We start from the raw sequence: 21043 nt of genomic DNA, 5'->3' as shown, positions 1-21043 counted from the left end.
GCTGGCCATACTTCACCATCTAATATGGCTACCTGATCAAGCTGCTCCACCCAATGAATTAAAACCCCCGATCTAGAGAGCTTCTATGAGCAAGCAAGGACAGCTAATCAATCTTGTTAGGTGGGCTTTGCACAAGGAGTTCAACCCGGTCTACCGCACGGCGATCGGTCAGTTTGAAATGCGCGATGCCTTGATCGATGAGTTGCAACAAAGCCAGCGGTCTTATGATGCGCTCTCGCAGGCGAGCAAGGCCAAGGTCAATGCCGTGCTCGAACTGGGCCGCCTGTACAGCACCACCTACCCCGACAAAGCCTTGAAGGACGGCATCGGCCACACGGGCAGCACAACCGGAGTCAAGATCACCGAGGGCGGTACGAGCTTGCGCGTGAAACAGACCGTGCATGCGCTGCTGTCGCAGGTGGGCGAAGTGCATAAGCTCAACGCCGATGAAATCAAGGCCTATAACGGCCTGCGCGCGATGTTCGATGAGGCCTTGGAGAAGTTCAAGGATCAAACCCTGATCGACTTCGGCCTGCCGGAACTGGCGGGCACGCCCAAGGCCGCCGCCGCCGTGATGGCGATGATCAAGCCGACCACCCCGGCCGTTGAACGTGAGCGCCTGGAAGGCGTGGCCCGTTTCATTGAGGAAATCGAGCAAGCCAAGCGCACCGGTTATGTGCCGTTCGCCCGTTACGGCGATTATATGGTGGTGGTCAAGGAGCAACAGCTGCCGCTCAAGCTGATCAAAGAGCCGTACAGCGGTGGCTGGATTACCCGCGACCTGCCGCCGGTCTACAACAGCTTTGTTGAAGGTATCGGTGCGAAGTTCGACAATCTGGAGGGCGGTTACCGCCTGAACGGCGAGCAGAGCAAGGCCCTGTTCAGCAAGAACGAGCGGACGATTTACAGTGCCAAGGTCGAATTCACCCTACGCGACAAGCTGCTGATCAAGCGCGGGCGCAAGATCAAAGAGCTGCCAAATGTAAAGAAGGCCTTGGCCGAAGCGGAGAAATGGAAAAACGGCCAGCCAAATCGGCGCGTGGTGGCCTTCGAGACGATCCAGAAGAAGCCCGAAGGCGGCGTAAAACTGGCCGATGTCGATGCCATGGCCGAGGTGGCGATGCTCAACACCGACACCTGGGACGCCGTGCGCGAGCAATTGGGCGATGCGATCAAGGGCCGGTGCTTCCGCAAGCACTTCTTTCAGGCCGACAACGTGCCTGGCTACACCGCTGACTTTGAGCGGGTTCTACCTGATTTTATAAAAGGTTTAGCCGGATATTTAGCTCGAACGCCCCCCCCTCCAAAATTTTTCAAGAAGTATCCCTCTATCACCACAATGAGGGCCTGGTTAATTAAACCACTTAATATCGCCTTAATTACTACTGCGGCATGCGGCATTACATTTGCCCTTATAACCATCCACATGAGTACGGGCTGTACAAAAAAATGGCAAGTATTAGGCATTGAAGATGCCTACTGGCGAATCAATACAGGATGCATGGTTAAGACCTCCAGAAATGATTACATTCCCGAGGATTACCTACTACATGTGCTTAGGAGACGTTAATAAACTCAGGATATATATCAAAATACCTTTAAACACGGTGAAGGCGCTGAGGCATTAGCTCACGGACGGCTGCCCATCGGCAGGTTTCAAAATCCCCCTGACATCAACCGCTAGCTAGGGCACACCTCTATAAGCAGGATGGTATAGGGAATGTCCGTCCACTTCGTACTACTTTGGAGGAGCCGCATCTGGCGCTGAGCCATTGCGCGTAAGGACGATGCCGCTGCCGATATCATCGAAGTTGAAAATGGTGTCTTCGTCCATGTCGCCTCCTCAGGCGTCCGACTGAAAGGCGACCGGCCGGGTAGGTGTGCCCAACAGGCAGTGATCTGGTACCGCCAATTCAGCCTCGCATAAGTTATACGGGTGCCCCACTTGGTCACACCAGCATGGGGAATCTAGTGCTTGGAGCCCTGTGATGATTAGACCTTCCATCACCTAGGTTGGCAGAAGGCCGGTGAGCCGGCGCCCGAGTTTGGAGCCGCACCGCGGAGCCTGGGGGGCACGCCACCCAACAAACCCCATGGCGCCTAAATCCCGTTATGTTTCAGATGCAACATTAATTACCCCCCTTGTTGCATAACTTCCAAAGTGGGCTCAGTTCTTTTCGAATGACCACTTCTGGCCGGTTGCTGCCTCTCACGAAGGGTTATATCGGCAGTGCTTATTCGACCAAAATAGGACGGCCACGGTTGGCTTTTCAGTGGATAAACTACCTGTTGGTGATATATGCGCGCGCGTCGCGCGCGTACTGCTCCGAAAATCATCAAAACTCTTGCCTAAGGCTTTCAGAGGTCATAAATTTCCTTTTTGGCGCGACTGCTGAATCACTTCATTGGTTCTGAAATCGAACCACTTCAAGTCCAGTTTCTCCTCGATGGAAGCGAGAAGTCATACAGGATGCTTAAGGGGAGTTTGGTTGTACGTCTCGCACAAACTGCCCCGTATTGGTCAAGCCAGGTGTAAACGATGGTCAGTACCAAGCCAATTTTTGCTAATAGACTGGCCCGTTCACTTGGCCGCCTGGCGAAGGTCCACGCTCGTACTGGTTAAGAAAGTATGAGTTTTCACGTCCCTCAGGGGGGCGAGAAATCACCAATCGCTTTGTGACGATTGCTGAAACAGCTCAATGGTTCTGAATTGGAACCACGTTTGCTCCAGTTTCTTTTTGAAAGCGATCAGCACGGGAGTATTCGGCTCTGGGGGGGTAGTTTTATGCGGGCTCCCGATTGCGATGTTTTTTTATTGTCGCGCTGGGAAATTTTAGGTGATTCACTCATTGGGGCGACCCTATCAGGGGCGTTGTCATATCCCCATCGCAGTGTTGTTTTTTAGGTGCACATAAAGTGTTACGCGCAAAAGAATTCAATGGCACTGAAATAAGTGGTTTGTAGGGGAGGGTGAGAAGGCTTTTCCGTTGCAGTAAGTCTGAAGTAGGCAAAGTGATACAGGTATCAGTTTTTTACATTGATCCGTTTTCGAGCTCAGCTCGGAAGGAATTGGAGAGTGATCAGGATAGGAAGGTAGGTCTGCCCCTAGCCAGTCAACCGTTCTGACCTCCCGTTTCGGTATGACAGTCCCCGCTGCTTTGAATTTGAGCTTCTCAATCACCAGTGTCCATGTTCCAGCCAGCGTTCGATGCTTTCTCGCATGGGCCCGGCATCGGCCCAGGCGGCGGCGTCTACACGCTTGAGCTGTTCCACCCTTTGCTCGAAGGTCCGCCAGTGCATGCCCTTCGGCTTTGGGATGTATTCGGCAGGAAAGGTTAGGAAACCTTCGGGGCAGCCTAGGGCGCTGCGCAGCTTCCACGAATGATCTGCAGCACGGTCGCGCTTGTTGGCCTGCTGGCTCTCGTAGTTGAGGTGCAGACAGTGACGGCAGGCGAACACGCGGCTCAAGTACAGCTTGGCGACTCGCCGGCCACAACAGGGACACAGGAACCACGCTCGATTGCCCCCTAAGTGGCAGGGTGTCCAGGTGATCGGGACGGGATAATCCTTCGACTCGGTTTCTCCATTCGTTGTCACTCGATACCGCAGGCGCAGACGGGTCAGGCTTTCGACGTCGATGCCGATTGTCCCGACCAATTCGCCACTGCGCTTCCACACCCATTTGCAGGCAAAGCCAGCGCGCAGCAGCCCGGCACGGTGTAGCGCCCGAATGTCGAGGGAACGGTAGTCGTCTGTCGAGTTCTTTTCCTTGGCTCTGCCCATTTTTGGAACCTAAATCAATTGGAAAATTCAGTATCGATACCGCGAACCCATGGTCCGCTTCTGGCCGATTAGAGCATCCAGAAAGTGCGCTTGCGCCACCAACATGACTTCTGCTCGGCTCATGTCGCCGCGGTTAATTGCAGGCGTCTGCCGACCCAGTTCAAGGACAGCCTTGGGGAACGGCGTCTTGCCGAGCAGGTTGCTGCTGACAAGCAATGCGGCGCTCAGGCACTCCGGAGTCAGGTAATTGCGGGCGAGGGCCTGTTCCTCAGTCTCCGCCATTGCTAACTTTTTTGCCGGGACATCACTCATTCGCTCGTCTCCATCGGGGTGTTGTTATAACGCTGGCGCAGATCAACACCAGCCGCGCAGTAACGGCCCGTTGCCGCATGGCAGTCGCGGCAGCGCATCAGGTGGTTGGTGTGTGCCGCATCAGCCTCTCGCCATGCCTTTGACGCCGTAGCGGCGGTATGGATGGTGGGCTGTGGCTTAACTTCCTCCGGGGCGCGGACCTCGGCCGATTGCTCAACCCGCTGCGGCCGGTAGATCCACGCCGGGCTGTCGCGGATCATGTCGGCCACCAGCACGACGTCCGCACTGGCCAGTTCGACAAGGTCGTGCGGCTCCAAATGCCCCTCTTCCAGCAGTACAGCAGGATGGGTGCCGAGCAGACGCGCGACACGAGGCAGCCAGAGGCTCGACGAAGCAGGTGTAGGCGATGGCGTGGCGAGTGTGCCGGCTAGGGCCTTGACGATCTCCGCTTCAGAGAGCGGACGCTCGAAGCCTGGCACTGCAACTACAGCCAACAGGGTATCGCCGTGCTGCTGATGAGCCATTTGTTTTGTAATACCGGTGTCGATATCGCCGCATGCTTGCACCACTTGCCCGTCGGCCAGCTCCAGCAGGTGCAGCCAGCAAAGGGGCGGATCATTAGCCGCATTCAGCTCGGCAATGAGCTCGACGCGGTGGTCGCGCACATAGATTCGGTCGGCATCTGTGATGCGGTCAGCGGGGCGCAGGCGCAGTTTATTTCCGTTGAGCTCGGCGATGAGGCCGGCCCGGTGCAAGTAGTCCAGGGCGGCCACGATCAAAACTCCTCAAAGTCGACTGCAGGCGACTTGGCATGCTGTCCGTTCTGTGTCCGGTTTTCGTCCGGTTCCCGTCCGGTTTGTCCGGTATTCACTGTCGTTCGGCTGTCCGTCCGGTCCGGCTCCCCTAAGGGCGGCAGGACAGGACGGACAAGAAATACATGCGCACCGTCGATTCGGATTTGCTGACGATCAATCAGGGTTTTCTTCACGTCGTGAAAACGCTGGCGAGGAATGTCTGCTTCTTTACACTTCGATTTCCAAGCGTCAATTGGGATGTGTACCGGGTGATCTTCCCGGCCTTGGCTTTTCAGGCGTTCGGCAATATCCGCGTGCATCTGCTCAAGCGTTTCCAGCGCAGCCTTTTGCTGCTTACCCAAGTTTGCCGACACTGGTGATGCAGACGCGGTGAACTCAGTCAGACTCAGGGCGACGCCGCTGATCAGGCTGCCGCTGTCGTCGCGTACGGGAACGCTGACCAGTTCGAAGGCAAGCGGTGGCGGCTCTTCAGCATCCTTCATCTTGCGCGGGATCAGCCGAACCAGCTTGTCTTCGTCGCTGCGGCTCACTTCGTATTCGGCATCCGCAGCACCTTTCAGCGCCGACGACCCGCGTGCTCCTCGCTCGCCATCCTTGCCGCTGTGGTGGACGATCAAGACAGTGGCCTTCCAGTGCCGACGCAGTGCGTCAACATTGCGGATGAACTGCCCAACGTCCGTTGCGCTGTTTTCGTCGCCTCCGAAATTACGGGCCATGGTGTCGATCACAATCAGCACCGGGGCTTCGCCAGTAGTTTCTGCAATCTGCTTGACCGCTTCTGCCACTTTTGCAGAATTGGTTGCGCTGGACAGATCCGTAGGGGCTTCTGATACGAACAGCAGTTCCGGCAAGGCAGCGTCGTTATGCTGCGCCCATGCGTGAAAGCGCCGAGCGATACCGTTGTGACCTTCCCCTGCGATGTAAATTGAAACTCCCGGTTTCACCGCATGGCCGTGGAACGGGATGCCGCTAGCGATACAGCAAGACAAGTCCAGGGCAACGAACGATTTCCCCTTACCGGGAGGGCCATACATCACCGTCAGTGCGTCTTCCTCGATATAGTTTTCAACCAGCCAGGCAACAGGCTTGATTGGCATATTGCAGGCCGCTACAAAACGGAAGTCGAGAGTGGTGGTCTGCTGCTGGCGCGGCATTAGCTCCGCCCACTGGTTGCGGTAGGGATCTTTTGTTTTCGCATTCATGCTTTCAACTCCAAGCATGCCAAGCGAACACGCGCCAGCTCGAAGCGATGGCGATCCTCTTCAGACAGTTCCGCACCTTGGGCGATTAGGGATTGGCCAATGAGGTGGACCACGCGCTCACGCTCGACGGCCGCTCGGCTCGGACCCAATCGACGTGGCTTGCTGCCGCAATCAGGGAACAGGTCGCGCAACTCCAGCCCGACGGCGGTAACGATCTGGGTCGTCGAACAGCCGGCCCAGCACTTCACCAACAGCTTCCCGTCCTCGACCTCTGTGATATGCAGGCTGGGAGTCTTGTCATCATGTGCTGGGCAGCGAGCCGTCCACTTACCCGGTTTCACTTGGCGAACTTTGTCGAGGAGTGGCAAAAGTTTGTCTGCAGGCTTCATTCAATTACTCCTCGGAGATGATGTCGGAGCGCTGCAGGGCGTTACATGCGGACTTATTGGTGCTGACAGCCTTTTTCACTTCGACTGCTTCACGCATTTCAATGCGTTTGCGTACCCATTCCTGGACTTCAGACAAAACGAAACCCACGGGTGCGCCACGGGACTTACTGTCGCTCAGTTGAACGGGACGAGGAAAGGTGGGGTCGTCTTTGAGGCGTTTGTAGATGGTCGGCCGAGCAAGGCCGGTAATGGCTGCCAGATCGGGCATGCGGATGATGGTGGTGCCGGAGTCGAACGGAAGGCTGGCCGCGCGGCTGGCTGCTTTGAGGGGTTGGGTGTTGTGCATATCTGTTTCCCGCCATTGATTGAGACGGGAGCAGACTGATGACTTAAACGGGCTACAAAAATCCCCGCAACGTGCCGGATATGGGGATATCCGATACGGTTAAGGGGTTTTACGGCGGCGACCTGCTAAACGGGCGTAGTGCGGTGCTATTGGTTTAATCCAGTCCGCCACGCGCCCTATGGCTGGAAGATCAGCCGTTCCCTCTCGCTTCAAAATATCCATGACTAGTTTGGCCATGTCCGTTACTCGGTACTCCTGCCCGGTGTCGACTTGCCATAACTGGCCTGCGATGGTTTTGGCGCGTTCAACAATAATCGACTTCTTCCTATTGGCTTCCAAGAATGGACGCGCTTTTTTGAACTCGGACTCACTAGACTTTAAGATCAAATCTTCAACGGCGCGGACCCCTACCAAAATTATTGCTGTAGCGCTCCCCATAATCAATTCGTCACTTTCCGGGTGCTTCTCCAGCAGCAAGGTCAAATTCACCAAGGCACGACCAAGCATTTCAGCGGTCTTTTCTCGATCCTCCCCAGACAGGTGCTCGGTCATACTCGCTGCGAAAAGCGCTAGATCCTCAATTTCGACGCGTTCGTTATTTTTTTTGATTTCCTCAAATCGTTCTGCGGCTAAATCATGGCTCTCTTTGACTGACCTATATGTTGGCGGTATGTATTCGTCTTTCAATCTCATCGCTTCCAGCGGCAACGCATTAATTTCGGCTGAAAGTGCTCGCGAGTACCCACACTTCGCCCCCTCCCAAAGGGCCGCCGAATTGCACTATTCCTACGTTCTCGGAGCAATGCCGGAGGTCGTCTGATTGGATGCGGTATATCCAAGCAGCGCTGTATTTAGTCTATATCTGTCTATGCGCCATAGGGAAGGTCGGCAATCAACGCACTATGCTTTTTTGTTGAACTGGCCTTGCACCACGTTGCCGGCGGCTAGCGTGTCCAAGTGGTCGGCGTACCACTGCATCATGGTCGTGCGTTGCTCAAGGTACTGGGCCTTGTTGTAGATGCCGGAAATGCCCTCCTCCTTGTGTGCCAGTTGCGCCTCAATGTGATCTTTTTGCCAGCCGTTTTCGCGCAATAGGGTGCTGGCAGTGTGGCGGGTGCCATGTCCGACCAATCGACCTTTGTACCCAATCCCGGCGAATACTTTGTTGATTGTGTTTTCACTGATTGTCGGGTTTTTTGGTCCGACGCCGGGGAACAGCCAGCGGCTACGGCCTGTCACCCTGTGCAGTTCGCGTAGGGCATCGATCGCCTGGCTGGGCAGGGGGGCCACATGATCCCGGCGCATCTTCATCTTGGCGGCGGGTGTCGTCCAAGTGGCGACATCAAAGTCTACTTCCGCCCACTCCGCCAGCCGCACCATTCCGGGCCGGGATGCTGTCCAGATGCAAAGCCATGCAGCGGTCTTGGCAGGCAGGCGGCTAGTTGTAGATTTCAATGCCCGGATGAACTCTGGCAGTTCGGGCTCCAGTAAGTGCGGGTGTTGCTGAGTCTTGGGGGCGGGTGCAGCAATATCGCGCAGCCTGCTGGCCGGATCGTTCTCCGTCAGCCCTAGGCCAATGGCCCGTCCAAATATCTGATTTATCCAAGTGCGACACTTCTCGGCAACGTTATGAGCGTTGCGCGCTTCGAGTGAGGCTTGCAGGGCGGCGCAGTCGGTGCGGGTGATTTCGTCCAACTGCATGTCACCCAGAGCAGGGAGTATGTCCTTCTCCAGATAGGTGCGGATCTTACTCAGGGTGGAGTCGGCCAGCCCTTTATCGACTTTGGCCTTGAGCCAGCCATCAGCCGCTACGCGGAATGTCCGGGTTTTGGCAGCTACAGTGGCAGCCTTGGTGGCGAGCTTTTGTTCCTGTGGGTCAATTCCGTCGCTGATTAGTTTCCTCAGCTTGTCCGCTTCCTCGCCAGCGCGCTTAGCGCTCACTTCGGGATAACTGCCTAACCCCATCCACGCCCATTTACTTGCCGCGTTCTTGTATCGGAGCTGCCACGATTTGCCGCCATTCGGCTTCACCCGAAAGTAAAGCCCGCGCTCATGTAGTTCTCGATATTCCTGTGTGTCTGGCTCAAGACTGCTCAGTACGGTATCAGCCAACGGGCGGCGCTTGATATCGGAACGCTTCATGATTTGTATCCCAGAGTTAGGGCTTTTTCTGAGGATACAAGGTGGGATACACGGAGGGAAGAGATAAGGTGAGATAGGGAGATACAGTCAGAAACAACAAAGCCCGCACTAGGCGGGCTTTGTGTGCTGTTTCGTGAACTGTCTGAGACAGCTAGAAACATATGATTGGTGCCCCGAGGGAGACTCGAACTCCCACTTCTTGCGAAAACGGATTTTGAATCCGCCGCGTCTACCAATTCCGCCATCAGGGCTCAATGGCGGCGAAGTATAGAGATGAGATAACCGTCGGTCAATCAGGTACATGGAGAATTTTCACTATTTCCGCTAGACTTCCCGGCCCTGCTAGACGAACCCCATCATGCGCGTTGCTGACTTTACTTTCGAACTCCCTGATTCGCTGATTGCTCGCCACCCTTTGGCCGAGCGTCGCAACAGTCGCCTGTTGACCCTTGATGGGGTCAGCGGCGCCCTGGCACACCGTCAATTCACTGATTTGCTTGAGCATTTGCGCCCGGGCGATTTGATGGTGTTCAACAATACCCGGGTGATTCCGGCGCGGCTGTTTGGCCAGAAGGCTTCCGGCGGCAAGCTGGAAATCCTGGTGGAGCGGGTGCTCGACAGTCATCGCGTGCTGGCGCATGTGCGGTCCAGCAAGTCGCCGAAGCCGGGTTCGAAGATCCTCATTGATGGCGGTGGCGAAGCTGAAATGCTCGCGCGTCACGATGCGTTGTTCGAGCTGGGGTTTGCCGAAGAGGTGTTGCCGCTGCTCGACCGCGTCGGGCACATGCCGTTGCCTCCTTATATAGACCGCCCGGATGAAGGCTCGGACCGCGAGCGTTATCAGACGGTGTACGCAGAGCGCCTGGGCGCGGTGGCGGCGCCGACGGCGGGGCTGCATTTCGATCAGCCGCTGATGGAGGCGATAGCCGCCAAGGGCGTCGAGACCGCGTTCGTGACCTTGCACGTTGGCGCTGGCACGTTCCAGCCGGTGCGGGTCGAGAAGATCGAAGATCACCACATGCACAGCGAATGGCTGGAAGTCGGTCAGGACGTGGTCGATGCCGTCGCCGCTTGCCGCGCTCGCGGTGGTCGCGTGGTGGCCGTGGGGACCACCAGCGTGCGTTCGCTGGAAAGTGCCGCGCGCGATGGCGTGCTCAAGCCGTTCAGTGGCGACACCGACATCTTTATCTACCCGGGCCGGCCGTTTCATGTGGTCGATGCCCTGGTCACCAACTTCCATTTGCCCGAATCCACGCTGTTGATGCTGGTTTCGGCGTTCGCCGGTTATCCCGAAGCCATGGCCGCTTACAAAGCCGCCGTCGAGCATCAATACCGCTTTTTCAGCTACGGTGATGCGATGTTTATCACCCGTAACCCCGCACCACGTGGCCCTGAGGACAAAGAATGAGTCGCCAAAGTCGTATGTCGTTTGAGTTGCTTGCTACTGACGGCAAGGCTCGTCGCGGTCGTTTGACCTTCCCGCGCGGTACTGTCGAGACCCCGGCGTTCATGCCGGTTGGTACTTACGGCACTGTGAAAGGCATGCTGCCGCGGGACATCACCGCGACCGGCGCGGAAATCATTCTGGGTAACACCTTCCACTTGTGGCTGCGTCCTGGCACCGAAGTGATCAAGAAGCACGGCGACCTGCACGATTTCATGCAGTGGAAAGGCCCGATTCTTACAGACTCCGGCGGTTTTCAGGTGTTCAGCCTGGGTGCGATGCGCAAGATCAAGGAGGAGGGCGTGACCTTCGCCTCTCCGGTTGATGGCGCCAAGGTGTTCATGGGCCCGGAAGAGTCGATGCAGGTCCAGCGTGACCTGGGCTCGGACATCGTGATGATTTTCGACGAATGCACGCCGTACCCGGCTGACGAAGACGTCGCTCGGGTATCGATGGAGCTGTCGTTGCGCTGGGCCCAGCGTTCGAAAAATGCCCATGGCGACAACACGGCGGCGCTGTTCGGTATCGTTCAGGGCGGCATGCACCAGGATTTGCGCATGCGTTCGCTGGAAGGCCTCGACAAGATCGGTTTTGACGGCCTGGCCATTGGCGGTCTGTCGGTGGGCGAGCCGAAGCACGAGATGATCAAGGTATTGGATTACCTGCCGGGCCAGATGCCGGCTGACAAACCTCGTTACCTTATGGGCGTTGGCAAACCGGAAGATCTGGTTGAGGGTGTGCGCCGCGGTGTGGACATGTTCGATTGCGTGATGCCAACCCGTAATGCCCGCAATGGGCATCTGTTCATTGATACCGGCGTGCTGAAGATCCGTAACGCGTTCCATCGCCATGATGATTCGCCGCTCGATCCGACCTGCGATTGCTATACCTGCCAGAACTTCTCCCGCGCTTATCTGCATCACCTGGACAAGTGCGGCGAAATGCTGGGAAGCATGCTCAATACCATCCATAACTTGCGTCATTATCAAGTGCTTATGGCTGGTTTGCGCGAGGCTATTCAACAGGGTACATTGGCCGCCTTTGTCGATGCCTTCTACGCCAAACGCGGGTTACCTGTTCCGCCTTTGGACTGAGTTTCCTGACCCCAAGATTCAACATTTGCAACTGGAGTGCTAAATGAGCTTTTTTATCTCGAATGCCATGGCTGACGCTGCTGCACCTGCTGCAGGCCCAATGGGTGGCGGTTTTGAGTGGATTTTCCTGGTCGGTTTCCTGGTCATCTTCTACCTGATGATCTGGCGTCCACAGGCCAAGCGCGCCAAAGAGCAGAAGAACCTGCTGAGCAGCCTGCAAAAAGGCGACGAAGTTGTGACCACCGGCGGCATCGCCGGCAAGATCACTAAAGTGGCTGACGATTTCGTGGTGCTGGAAGTGTCCGACACCGTCGAAATGAAGTTCCAGAAAGGCGCCATTGCTGCCACGCTGCCAAAAGGCACGCTGAAAGCGATCTAAGTTTCAACTTCTACTCAATCGACGGGGCGCGCAAGGCGCCCCGCGTCATAAGCGGGCGGCGTGATGCTGAACAAATACCCTCTGTGGAAATACATTCTGATCCTGGCGGTGCTGGCGGTCGGTCTGATTTATTCCGCTCCCAATTTATATCCTGATGACCCGGCCATTCAGGTCAGCGGCGCAAGCACTGCGCTGCAAGTCAATCAGGCTGATCTGGATCGTGTGAGCGCAGCGCTCAAGGCATCCGGGATCGAAGTCAAGGCTGCCACTTTGGCAGAGAGCGGCAAGGGCGGTCTGATCCGTCTGGTCAAGGCTGCCGATCAGCTGCCAGCCAAGGATGTCGTGCGCAAGGCATTGGGTGATGACTACGTCGTTGCACTGAACCTGGCGCAAACTACTCCGCAATGGCTGCGCAACCTGGGCGCGCACCCGATGAAGCTGGGTCTGGACTTGTCCGGTGGTGTGCACTTCCTGCTCGAAGTGGACATGGACAAAGCCCTCGACGCACGCTTGAAAGTCTACGAAGGCGATGTAAAAAGCCTGTTGCGTAAAGAGAAACTGCGCTATCGCAGCCTGCCGCAACTCGATGGTGCCGTTCAGTTGGGCTTCACCGATGAAGCTACCCGCGAACAAGCCCGCGCTCTGATCCGCAAAAATTTCAACGATTTCGACATTGTTCCGGCCGACCTCAATGGCCAACCGGTGCTGCGTCTGGCGATGACCCCGGCCAAGCTGGCGGAAATCCGCGAATACTCCATCAAGCAGAACTTGACCACGGTACGTAACCGCGTCAACGAGCTGGGTGTTGCCGAACCGATCGTTCAGCGTCAGGGCGCCAACCGCATCGTGGTTGAGCTGCCGGGCGTGCAAGACACCGCAGAAGCCAAGCGTATCCTCGGCAAGACGGCCAACCTTGAGTTCCGTCTGGCGGCTGAGCCTGGTGCATCGAAAGCCACTTCCGAAAGCTTTGAATTCCGTGAAGGCAATCGTCCACCGGCACTGATCGAGCGCGGTCTGATCATCACGGGTGACCAGGTCACCGATGCCAAAGCTGGCTTCGGTGAGCAAGGCACACCGGAAGTGAACATCCGTCTGGATGGTCACGGTGGCGAGCTGATGAGTCGTGCGACTCGCAGCAACGTCGGTCGCAGCATGGCGGTGATCTTCATCGAGCAACGTCCGGTCACCACTTACGTCAAGCAAGTGGTTAACGGCGTCGAGAAAGACGTACCGGTTCAGACCTTCAAGGAAGAGAAGAAGATCATCAGCCTGGCGACCATCCAGTCGCCGCTGGGTGCTCAATTCCGCATCACTGGCCTGAACGGTCAGGGCGAGTCGTCCGAACTGGCGCTGCTGCTGCGTGCCGGTGGCCTGGCTGCACCGATGTACTTCGCTGAAGAGCGCACCATTGGCCCGAGCCTGGGTGCCGACAACATCGTCAAGGGTGTCGATGCATCGCTGTGGGGCATGCTGTTTGTCTCGCTGTTCATCATCGCCATCTACCGTTTCTTCGGCATCATCGCCACTGTCGCGCTGACGGTGAACATGGTGATGCTGCTGGCCCTGATGTCGCTGCTGGGTGCAACGCTGACCCTGCCGGGTATCGCCGGTATCGTATTGACCATGGGTATGGCGGTCGACGCCAACGTGCTGATCTTCTCGCGGATTCGTGAAGAGATCGCGGCGGGCATGACCGTACAACGGGCAATCAACGAAGGCTTCGGCCGGGCATTCACCGCGATTCTCGACGCCAACCTGACAACGTTGTTGGTCGGCGGGATTCTCTTTGCGATGGGCACCGGCCCGGTCAAAGGTTTCGCAGTGACCATGTCCCTCGGGATCTTTACCTCGATGTTCACGGCCATCATGGTGACCCGCGCGATGGTCAACCTGATCTTCGGCGGTCGTGACTTCAAGAAGTTGTGGATTTAAGGGGCTGCCATGTTACGTACAATCAACTTCATGGGCGTTCGCAACTTCGCGTTCGGCGTCACATTGTTCCTTACTGCGCTGGCCTTGTTCAGCGTCGCCACCAAGGGCATGAACTGGGGCCTGGACTTCACCGGCGGTACGCTCATCGAGCTGACCTACGAGCGTCCGGCCGATGTCACCAAGGTGCGTGAACAACTGGTCACTTCGGGTTATCACGAGGCGATCGTGCAGAGCTTCGGTGCAACCACCGATTTGTTGGTGCGCATGCCGGGTGAAGACCCGCAGTTGGGCCATCAAGTGGCGGAAGCGCTGTTGAAGGTCGGCGGCGACAACCCGGCGTCGGTCAAGCGCGTTGAGTTCGTCGGCCCGCAGGTAGGTGAAGAGCTGCGCGACCAGGGCGGCCTCGGCATGCTGATGGCGCTGGGCGGCATTCTGATCTACCTGGCGTTCCGCTTTCAGTGGAAGTTTGCGGTCGGTGCGATCGTTTCGCTGATCCACGACGTAATCGTGACCATCGGCATCCTGTCGTTCTTCCAGATCACCTTCGACCTGACGGTATTGGCGGCGGTGCTGGCGATCATTGGTTACTCGCTCAACGACACTATCGTGGTGTTCGACCGGGTTCGTGAGAACTTCCGTGTGCTGCGCAAGGCCAGCCTGATCGAGAACATCAACATCTCGACCACGCAAACCCTGCTGCGGACCATGGCGACGTCGATCTCCACGTTGCTGGCGATCGCGGCGCTGTTGTTCTTCGGCGGTGACAACCTGTTCGGCTTCTCCATCGCCCTGTTTATCGGTGTTCTGGCGGGTACTTACTCGTCGATCTACATCGCGAACGTGGTGCTGATCTGGCTGAACCTGAGCACCGAGGATCTGATTCCTCCTGTGAATACCGAGAAGGAAGTCGACGACCGTCCATAACGGCCATCGCTTTTCCGGTTGTAAGCCGAAAAAGGCGCGAGTTGAACTCGCGCCTTTTTTTATGCTCCAAGGCTGGGAGAAGCGCGGGTTTATCCCGCATGTGATGGTCAGGAGGTTCATGTGAACAAGTCGATGCTGGTTGGTGCGGTACTAGGTGCTGTCGGTGTGACTGCCGGGGGCGCTGTTGCCACCTACAGCCTGGTTAAAAGCGGCCCTGAGTATGCGCAAGTTCTAGCCGTTGAACCGGTCAAGACACAAATCAAGACGCCACGTGAAGTGTGCAAGGACGTAGCGGTCACCCGGCAAGCGCCGGTGAAAGATCAGCACCAGATTGCCGGTACGGTGGTGGGTGCGCTGGCAGGTGGTCTGCTGGGTAACCAGATCGGCGGTGGCACCGGCAAGAAAATTGCCACGGTTGCAGGCGCGGTCGGTGGTGGTTACGCCGGTAACAAGGTTCAGGAAGGCATGCAGGAGCGTGACACCTACACCACGACGCAAACTCGCTGTAACACCGTGAATGACATCAGCGACAAGGTTGTGGGCTATGACGTTCGTTATTCGCTGGATGGCAAGGAAGGCAAGGTGCGGATGGATCGCGATCCGGGTAATCAGATTCCGGTCGATAAGGAAGGTAAGTTGATCCTGTCGCAGAATGAGCCGGGTCAGTAAGTAGCTCAGACTCAAAAAGAAGCACCCTGCGGGGTGCTTTTTTTGTGGGCGAGATCTATATGCCGCCACAGATCCCTGTGGGAGCGGGCTTGCTCGCGAAAGCGGTGTATCAGTCGCCATCTCTATCGACTGACACGGCCTCTTCGCGAGCAAGCCCGCTCCCACATTGGTTTTGTGGTGTGGTTGAGGTTGAATTCCAGGCATAAAAAAAGCACCCCGAAGGGTGCTTTTTTGTGGCCGGTCGCTTAGCGCTTCAGCGAGGCCGGCAGGTGCGGCTGGATCGCCGTCAGTACTGCCTTGAAGCACTTGGTGTTACCGGCAACGATGTGGCCTTTCTCAAGGAAATCGTGACCGCCGGTGAAGTCGCTCACCAAGCCGCCTGCTTCCTGAATCAGCAGGGCGCCTGCAGCCATGTCCCACTCGGACAGGCCCGACTCCCAGAACGCATCGAAACGGCCAGCCGCTACGTAAGCCAGGTCCAGGCTCGCCGAGCCAGCGCGGCGGATGCCGGCGGTCTGGCCAACCAGGGCGCGGAACATGCCCAGGTAGTTGTCGAGGTTGTCCATCTGGTCGTCACGGAACGGGAAGCCGGTACCCAGCAGGGCGCCGTCCAGGCTGGTGCGACCGCTGACGCGCAGGCGACGACCGTTCAGTTGAGCGCCGCGACCACGGCTGGCGGTGAATTCTTCCTGGCGAACCGGGTCCAGAACAACAGCGTGTTCCAGGCGGCCGCGGTATTTGCAGGCAATGCTGACAGCGAAGTGAGGAATGCCGCGCAGGAAGTTGGTGGTGCCGTCCAGCGGATCGATGATCCACAGGTATTCTTCGCCTTCGATCCCGGTGCCAGCGTGCATGCCGGTTTCTTCACCCATGATCGAGTGGTTCGGGTAGGCCTTGCGCAGCGCGTCGATGATTTTCTGTTCAGCGGCGCGGTCCACCTCGGATACGTAATCCTTGGCGTCTTTTTCGTCGACCTTGATGGTATCCAGGCGCTCGATGGAGCGGAAGATCAATTCACTGGCGCTGCGGGCGGCGCGCAGCGCGATATTCAGCATGGGCTGCATGGATGTGTCACCTAAGGTTGTTAAAGAAAGCCGGGCATTCTATCAGAAAGTTTCTACAGGAGAAGGTCGGTGTTCGCTTTCATAGCTTAACGGTAGGATGAACTGTAAGATTCTGCTCCCCATTTCTGTGTTCGAGAGCGCCTCCCTTGCTGCATAACATTCGTGTCGTCCTGGTCAATACCAGCCATCCCGGCAATATCGGCGGGGCTGCGCGTGCCATGAAGAACATGGGCCTGTCGCGGCTGGTGCTGGTTGAACCACGGTTGTTCCCGCACCACGAGGCCGATGCCCGTGCCTCCGGCGCCGGGGACATCCTTGAAAACGCGCAAGTCGTCGCCACTTTGGAAGATGCCTTGGTCGGCTGCAATCTGGTGCTCGGCACCAGCGCCCGTGATCGTCGCATTCCCTGGCCGCTGCTCGATCCCCGCGAATGCGGTACGAAAGTGGTCGAGGAAGCCGGGCAGGGCGCCGAGATTGCCTTGGTTTTCGGTCGTGAAGATTCCGGCCTGACCAATGAAGAGCTGCAGCGATGTCATTATCACGTGCACATCCCATCAGACCCTGAGTTCAGTTCGCTGAACCTTGGGGCGGCGGTGCAGGTGTTGAGCTATGAAGTGCGCATGTCCTGGCTGGCGGCCCAAGGCCAGCCAAGCAAGGTCGAGAAGGAAGAAGTGGCATCGGTCAAAAGCGCTGAGCTGGCGACCATGGATGAACTGGAGCGATTCTATGAACACCTGGAGCAAACCCTGGTGGCCATCGAATTCCTCGATCCGGAAAAACCACGGCACTTGATGGCGCGCCTGCGTCGGTTGTACGGACGAAGCTCGGTCAGCCGGGCGGAAATGAATATATTGCGTGGCATCCTCACGGAAACCCAGAAAGCGGCCCGTGGTGAGCTTCTAAAGCGGAAGGATTAATGATGTTCGAGCGTTTGCGTGAAGATATCCAGAGTGTTTTCCATCGTGACCCGGCGGCGCGTAACGCTTTTGAAGTCCTGACTTGCTACCCGGGCATGCATGCCATCTGGATTCATCGTCTGTCGGCGGCGTTGTGGCGCGCGGATCTGAAATGGCTGGCGCGGCTGGTGTCGAACTTCGGTCGCTGGTTGACCGGGATCGAGATTCATCCGGGTGCCAAGGTTGGTCGTCGCTTTTTTATTGACCATGGCATGGGCATTGTCATCGGCGAAACCGCTGAAATCGGTAACGATGTCACGCTTTATCAGGGTGTGACCCTGGGCGGCACCAGTTGGAATAAAGGCAAGCGTCACCCGACGTTGGAAGATGGAGTTGTGGTCGGGGCCGGTGCCAAGGTGCTTGGCCCGTTCACCGTGGGTGCGGGTGCCAAGGTTGGCTCCAATGCCGTGGTGACCAAGGCTGTTCCGGCGGGTGCGACTGTCGTCGGTATTCCAGGGCGGATCATCGTCAAATCCGATGAAGAGCAGGACGCCAAGCGCAAGGCCATGGCCGAGAAGATTGGCTTTGATGCCTATGGTGTCGGCGAAGATATGCCTGACCCGGTCGCTCGCGCCATCAATCAGTTGCTCGATCATTTGCAGGCAGTTGATGGTCGTCTGGAGGGGATGTGCGGGGCTTTGAAGGATCTGGGCAGTAACTACTGTGCGAAAGATCTGCCTGAGCTGCGCGAAGAAGACTTCGCCTGTGTGAAGGATAAGGATCAGAGCCAGGCGAGCTAGACTGCGCGGGCCTCTTCGCGAGCAAGCCCGCTCCCACACTGGATCTCTGTCGAACACAAATCTGTGGCCACTGAAAATCTAATGTGGGAGCGGGCTTGCTCGCGAAGAACGATAACGCGCAATTGCTGGCTGTAACCGCCCAGCCTTTGCTATGATGCGGCCGCTCTTTTGCGGGTAAACCTGACTAAAGTACTAGGTCTTATAGTTGACTTAAATACTCGGGAATTGCATACTCGCCCCATTCCGAACTCCGTGGTAATTGTCCATGCGACTGACTACAAAAGGCCGATACGCCGTGACCGCCATGCTCGATCTGGCGTTGCACGCGCAGCACGGGCCGGTGTCCCTGGCCGATATCTCCGAGCGCCAAGGCATCTCCCTGTCCTACCTCGAACAGCTTTTCGCCAAATTGCGCCGCAGCAATCTGGTTTCCAGCGTCCGTGGCCCGGGCGGCGGCTACCAGCTGTCCCGCGACATGCAGGGCATCCAGGTCGCCCAGGTGATCGATGCGGTAAACGAATCGGTCGATGCCACCAAGTGCCAGGGCCAGGGCGATTGCCATCAAGGCGACATCTGCCTGACTCACCACTTGTGGTGCGACCTGAGCCTGCAGATTCACGAATTTCTGAGCGGTATCAGCTTGGCTGATCTTGTCACTCGCCGTGAGGTGCAAGAAGTAGCCCAGCGCCAGGACCAGCGTCGTTGCAACAGCAAGACGCCACACCTGGACAAGATTGAAGCGTCCGCCGTCGAATGACAGCCAAAGAGCAAGCGGCACGCCAGCCTGCCTGATTTAGGAGATAGTCCATGAAATTGCCGATTTACCTTGATTACTCTGCGACCACCCCGGTTGATCCGCGTGTTGCGCAAAAAATGAGTGAATGCCTGCTGGTCGACGGAAACTTCGGTAACCCGGCGTCCCGTTCCCATGTGTTTGGCTGGAAAGCTGAAGAGTCCGTCGAAAACGCTCGCCGTCAGGTCGCTGACCTGGTCAACGCCGACCCGCGTGAAATCGTCTGGACCTCCGGCGCCACCGAATCCGACAACCTGGCAATCAAGGGCGCGGCGCATTTCTATGCGACCAAAGGCAAACACCTGATCACCACCAAGATTGAGCACAAGGCTGTCCTCGACACCATGCGCCAACTGGAGCGTGAAGGCTTCGAAGTGACCTACCTCGAGCCTCGCACCGATGGTCTGGTTACGCCTGAAATGATCGAAGCGGCACTGCGCGACGACACCATCCTGGTTTCGGTCATGCACGTGAACAACGAAATCGGCACCATCAACGACATCGCCGCCATCGGCGAACTGACCCGCGCCAGGGGCATTCTGTTTCACGTTGACGCTGCTCAGTCCACCGGCAAGGTCGAGATCGACCTGCAGAAGCTGAAAGTCGACATGATGTCGTTCTCCGCCCACAAAACCTACGGTCCTAAAGGCATCGGCGCGCTGTACGTGAGCCGCAAGCCGCGCGTTCGCATCGAAGCGACCATGCACGGCGGCGGTCATGAGCGCGGCATGCGTTCCGGCACCCTGGCGACCCACCAGATCGTCGGCATGGGCGAAGCCTTCCGCGTAGCCAAGGAAGACATGGCTGCCGAGAACGTGCGCATCAAAGCCCTGAGCGACCGTTTCTTCAAACAGGTCGAAGACCTGGAAGAGCTGTACGTCAACGGCAGCCTGACCGCCCGCGTTCCGCACAACCTGAACCTGAGCTTCAACTACGTTGAAGGCGAGTCGCTGATCATGGCGCTCAAGGATCTGGCGGTTTCGTCCGGCTCGGCTTGCACCTCGGCTTCGCTGGAGCCTTCGTACGTACTGCGCGCCCTGGGTCGCAACGACGAACTGGCACACAGCTCGATCCGCTTCACCTTCGGCCGTTTCACCACCGAAGAAGAAATCGACTACGCCGCGCAGAAAGTCCGCGAGGCCGTTACCAAGCTGCGCGCTCTGTCGCCGCTGTGGGACATGTACAAAGACGGTGTCGACATTTCGAAAATCGAGTGGGCGGCACACTGATATCAAGTCGCCGCGAACCGGCCCTGAAGAACCCAGGTTCCCAGGGCTTAAAGAGCGACTCTCTGATGAGTGAGGATTAAGAATCATGGCTTACAGCGAAAAGGTCATCGACCACTACGAAAACCCGCGTAACGTCGGCAAGATGGACGCCGAAGACCCGGATGTCGGCACTGGCATGGTCGGCGCCCCGGCGTGCGGCGACGTGATGCGTCTGCAAATCAAGGTCAACGAGCAAGGCATCATCGAAGACGCCAAGTTCAAGACCTACGGTTGCGGTTCGGCCATCGCCTCCAGCTCCCTGGCGACCGAGTGGATGAAAGGCAAGACTCTGGATGAAGCAGAGACCATCAAAAACACTCAACTGGCCGAAGAGCTGGCCCTGCCGCCAGTGAAAATTCACTGCTCCGTACTTGCTGAAGACGCTATCAAAGCGGCCGTTCGCGACTACAAGCAGAAGAAAGGCTTGATCTGATTTTCAAGATTTTGCGACGAGTAAGGAGTCACCGATGGCTATCAGCATGACAGAAGCGGCTGCTCGACACGTGCGACGCTCCCTTGACGGGCGCGGCAAAGGTGAAGGGATTCGTCTGGGTGTTCGCACCACGGGCTGTTCCGGCCTTGCCTACGTGCTGGAGTTTGTCGACGAGGTGGTTGCAGAGGATCAGGTGTTCGAAAGTCACGGCGAGAAAGTGATCATCGACCCGAAAAGCCTGGCCTACCTGGACGGCACCGAGCTCGATTTCGTCAAGGAAGGGTTGAACGAAGGCTTCAAGTTCAACAACCCCAACGTGCGCGGTGAATGTGGCTGCGGCGAAAGCTTCAACATCTGA

The 21043-nt window shown here is 57.3% G+C and carries 21 protein-coding genes, 1 tRNA gene and 1 pseudogene; 13 read left to right on the top strand and 10 right to left on the bottom strand.

Annotated features, from left to right (window positions below):
* Positions 1-85 precede the first annotated feature (85 nt).
* Positions 86-1570 carry a hypothetical protein gene (locus ACYZTL_RS10620; RefSeq protein WP_461951748.1) on the top strand — a complete coding sequence of 495 codons (1485 nt, stop codon included), beginning with the start codon at positions 86-88 and terminating at the stop codon, positions 1568-1570.
* 1607 nt (positions 1571-3177) lie between these two features.
* Here ACYZTL_RS10620 and ACYZTL_RS10615 read toward each other — a convergent pair.
* The 9 genes and pseudogenes from ACYZTL_RS10615 to ACYZTL_RS10575 form a co-directional block, all read right to left on the bottom strand.
* A complete protein-coding gene (locus ACYZTL_RS10615; RefSeq protein WP_461951747.1) occupies positions 3178-3783 on the bottom strand; it encodes a hypothetical protein in 606 nt (201 codons plus the stop codon).
* A 27-nt stretch (positions 3784-3810) separates the two neighbouring features.
* Positions 3811-4065, bottom strand: coding sequence for a hypothetical protein (locus ACYZTL_RS10610; RefSeq protein ID WP_461951746.1), 255 nt, complete (start codon positions 4063-4065; stop codon positions 3811-3813).
* Positions 4066-4091: 26 nt separating this feature from the next.
* The gene (locus ACYZTL_RS10605; protein ID WP_461951745.1) at positions 4092-4868 is read right to left on the bottom strand and encodes a hypothetical protein; all 777 of its coding nucleotides are present in this window, start codon (positions 4866-4868) and stop codon (positions 4092-4094) included.
* A gap of 2 nt (positions 4869-4870) precedes the next feature.
* Entirely contained in the window at positions 4871-6112 is a 1242-nt protein-coding gene (locus ACYZTL_RS10600) for an AAA family ATPase (RefSeq protein ID WP_461951744.1), read from the bottom strand.
* On the bottom strand, positions 6109-6501 hold the full coding sequence (locus ACYZTL_RS10595) for a virulence-associated protein E (protein ID WP_461951743.1): 393 nt from the start codon (positions 6499-6501) through the stop codon (positions 6109-6111). Before ACYZTL_RS10595 ends, ACYZTL_RS10600 begins: the two co-directional genes overlap by 4 nt.
* A 91-nt stretch (positions 6502-6592) precedes the next feature.
* Positions 6593-6769 (bottom strand): annotated as a pseudogene (locus tag ACYZTL_RS10590) (helix-turn-helix transcriptional regulator); the annotation flags it as partial.
* Positions 6770-6946: 177 nt separating this feature from the next.
* On the bottom strand, positions 6947-7534 hold the full coding sequence (locus tag ACYZTL_RS10585) for a hypothetical protein (protein ID WP_461951742.1): 588 nt from the start codon (positions 7532-7534) through the stop codon (positions 6947-6949).
* A 213-nt stretch (positions 7535-7747) separates the two neighbouring features.
* Positions 7748-8989 (bottom strand): tyrosine-type recombinase/integrase, encoded by a 1242-nt coding sequence (locus tag ACYZTL_RS10580; RefSeq protein WP_461951741.1) that lies wholly within the window; start codon positions 8987-8989, stop codon positions 7748-7750.
* Positions 8990-9155: 166 nt separating this feature from the next.
* Positions 9156-9240, bottom strand: a tRNA-Leu gene (locus tag ACYZTL_RS10575).
* Between the two features lie 107 nt (positions 9241-9347).
* Here ACYZTL_RS10575 and queA point away from each other — a divergent pair.
* The 6 genes from queA to ACYZTL_RS10545 all read left to right on the top strand — a co-directional run bounded on the left by queA (position 9348) and on the right by ACYZTL_RS10545 (position 15431).
* The gene (queA, locus tag ACYZTL_RS10570) at positions 9348-10397 is read left to right on the top strand and encodes a tRNA preQ1(34) S-adenosylmethionine ribosyltransferase-isomerase QueA (RefSeq protein ID WP_150710071.1); all 1050 of its coding nucleotides are present in this window, start codon (positions 9348-9350) and stop codon (positions 10395-10397) included.
* A gap of 14 nt (positions 10398-10411) precedes the next feature.
* A complete protein-coding gene (gene tgt, locus ACYZTL_RS10565; protein WP_162130630.1) occupies positions 10412-11527 on the top strand; it encodes a tRNA guanosine(34) transglycosylase Tgt in 1116 nt (371 codons plus the stop codon).
* A gap of 43 nt (positions 11528-11570) precedes the next feature.
* Positions 11571-11906, top strand: coding sequence for a preprotein translocase subunit YajC (yajC, locus tag ACYZTL_RS10560; protein ID WP_007982729.1), 336 nt, complete (start codon positions 11571-11573; stop codon positions 11904-11906).
* Between the two features lie 63 nt (positions 11907-11969).
* The gene (secD, locus tag ACYZTL_RS10555) at positions 11970-13838 is read left to right on the top strand and encodes a protein translocase subunit SecD (RefSeq protein WP_461951740.1); all 1869 of its coding nucleotides are present in this window, start codon (positions 11970-11972) and stop codon (positions 13836-13838) included.
* Between the two features lie 9 nt (positions 13839-13847).
* On the top strand, positions 13848-14762 hold the full coding sequence (gene secF / locus ACYZTL_RS10550) for a protein translocase subunit SecF (protein ID WP_461951739.1): 915 nt from the start codon (positions 13848-13850) through the stop codon (positions 14760-14762).
* 120 nt (positions 14763-14882) lie between these two features.
* Positions 14883-15431 carry a glycine zipper 2TM domain-containing protein gene (locus ACYZTL_RS10545; protein ID WP_461951738.1) on the top strand — a complete coding sequence of 183 codons (549 nt, stop codon included), beginning with the start codon at positions 14883-14885 and terminating at the stop codon, positions 15429-15431.
* A 245-nt stretch (positions 15432-15676) separates the two neighbouring features.
* Here the strand turns inward: ACYZTL_RS10545 and suhB are convergent, their stop codons facing one another.
* Positions 15677-16495 carry a type III secretion system regulator SuhB gene (suhB, locus tag ACYZTL_RS10540; RefSeq protein ID WP_008014726.1) on the bottom strand — a complete coding sequence of 273 codons (819 nt, stop codon included), beginning with the start codon at positions 16493-16495 and terminating at the stop codon, positions 15677-15679.
* A gap of 146 nt (positions 16496-16641) precedes the next feature.
* Here suhB and trmJ point away from each other — a divergent pair, with 146 nt between their 5' ends.
* From trmJ to iscA, 6 genes are all read left to right on the top strand, one after another.
* The gene (gene trmJ / locus ACYZTL_RS10535) at positions 16642-17412 is read left to right on the top strand and encodes a tRNA (cytosine(32)/uridine(32)-2'-O)-methyltransferase TrmJ (protein ID WP_008045111.1); all 771 of its coding nucleotides are present in this window, start codon (positions 16642-16644) and stop codon (positions 17410-17412) included.
* Between the two features lie 2 nt (positions 17413-17414).
* Positions 17415-18191 carry a serine O-acetyltransferase gene (gene cysE, locus ACYZTL_RS10530; protein WP_461951737.1) on the top strand — a complete coding sequence of 259 codons (777 nt, stop codon included), beginning with the start codon at positions 17415-17417 and terminating at the stop codon, positions 18189-18191.
* 265 nt (positions 18192-18456) lie between these two features.
* Positions 18457-18948, top strand: coding sequence for a Fe-S cluster assembly transcriptional regulator IscR (iscR, locus tag ACYZTL_RS10525; protein ID WP_461951736.1), 492 nt, complete (start codon positions 18457-18459; stop codon positions 18946-18948).
* A gap of 50 nt (positions 18949-18998) precedes the next feature.
* Positions 18999-20213 carry an IscS subfamily cysteine desulfurase gene (locus ACYZTL_RS10520; protein ID WP_461951735.1) on the top strand — a complete coding sequence of 405 codons (1215 nt, stop codon included), beginning with the start codon at positions 18999-19001 and terminating at the stop codon, positions 20211-20213.
* An 85-nt stretch (positions 20214-20298) separates the two neighbouring features.
* Entirely contained in the window at positions 20299-20685 is a 387-nt protein-coding gene (gene iscU / locus ACYZTL_RS10515; protein ID WP_003443374.1) for a Fe-S cluster assembly scaffold IscU, read from the top strand.
* A gap of 34 nt (positions 20686-20719) precedes the next feature.
* Positions 20720-21043, top strand: coding sequence for an iron-sulfur cluster assembly protein IscA (iscA, locus tag ACYZTL_RS10510; protein WP_003227904.1), 324 nt, complete (start codon positions 20720-20722; stop codon positions 21041-21043).

It is taken from the genome of Pseudomonas sp. LB3P81, assembly GCF_054897965.1.
This window is presented reverse-complemented; position numbering and strand designations above follow the sequence as displayed.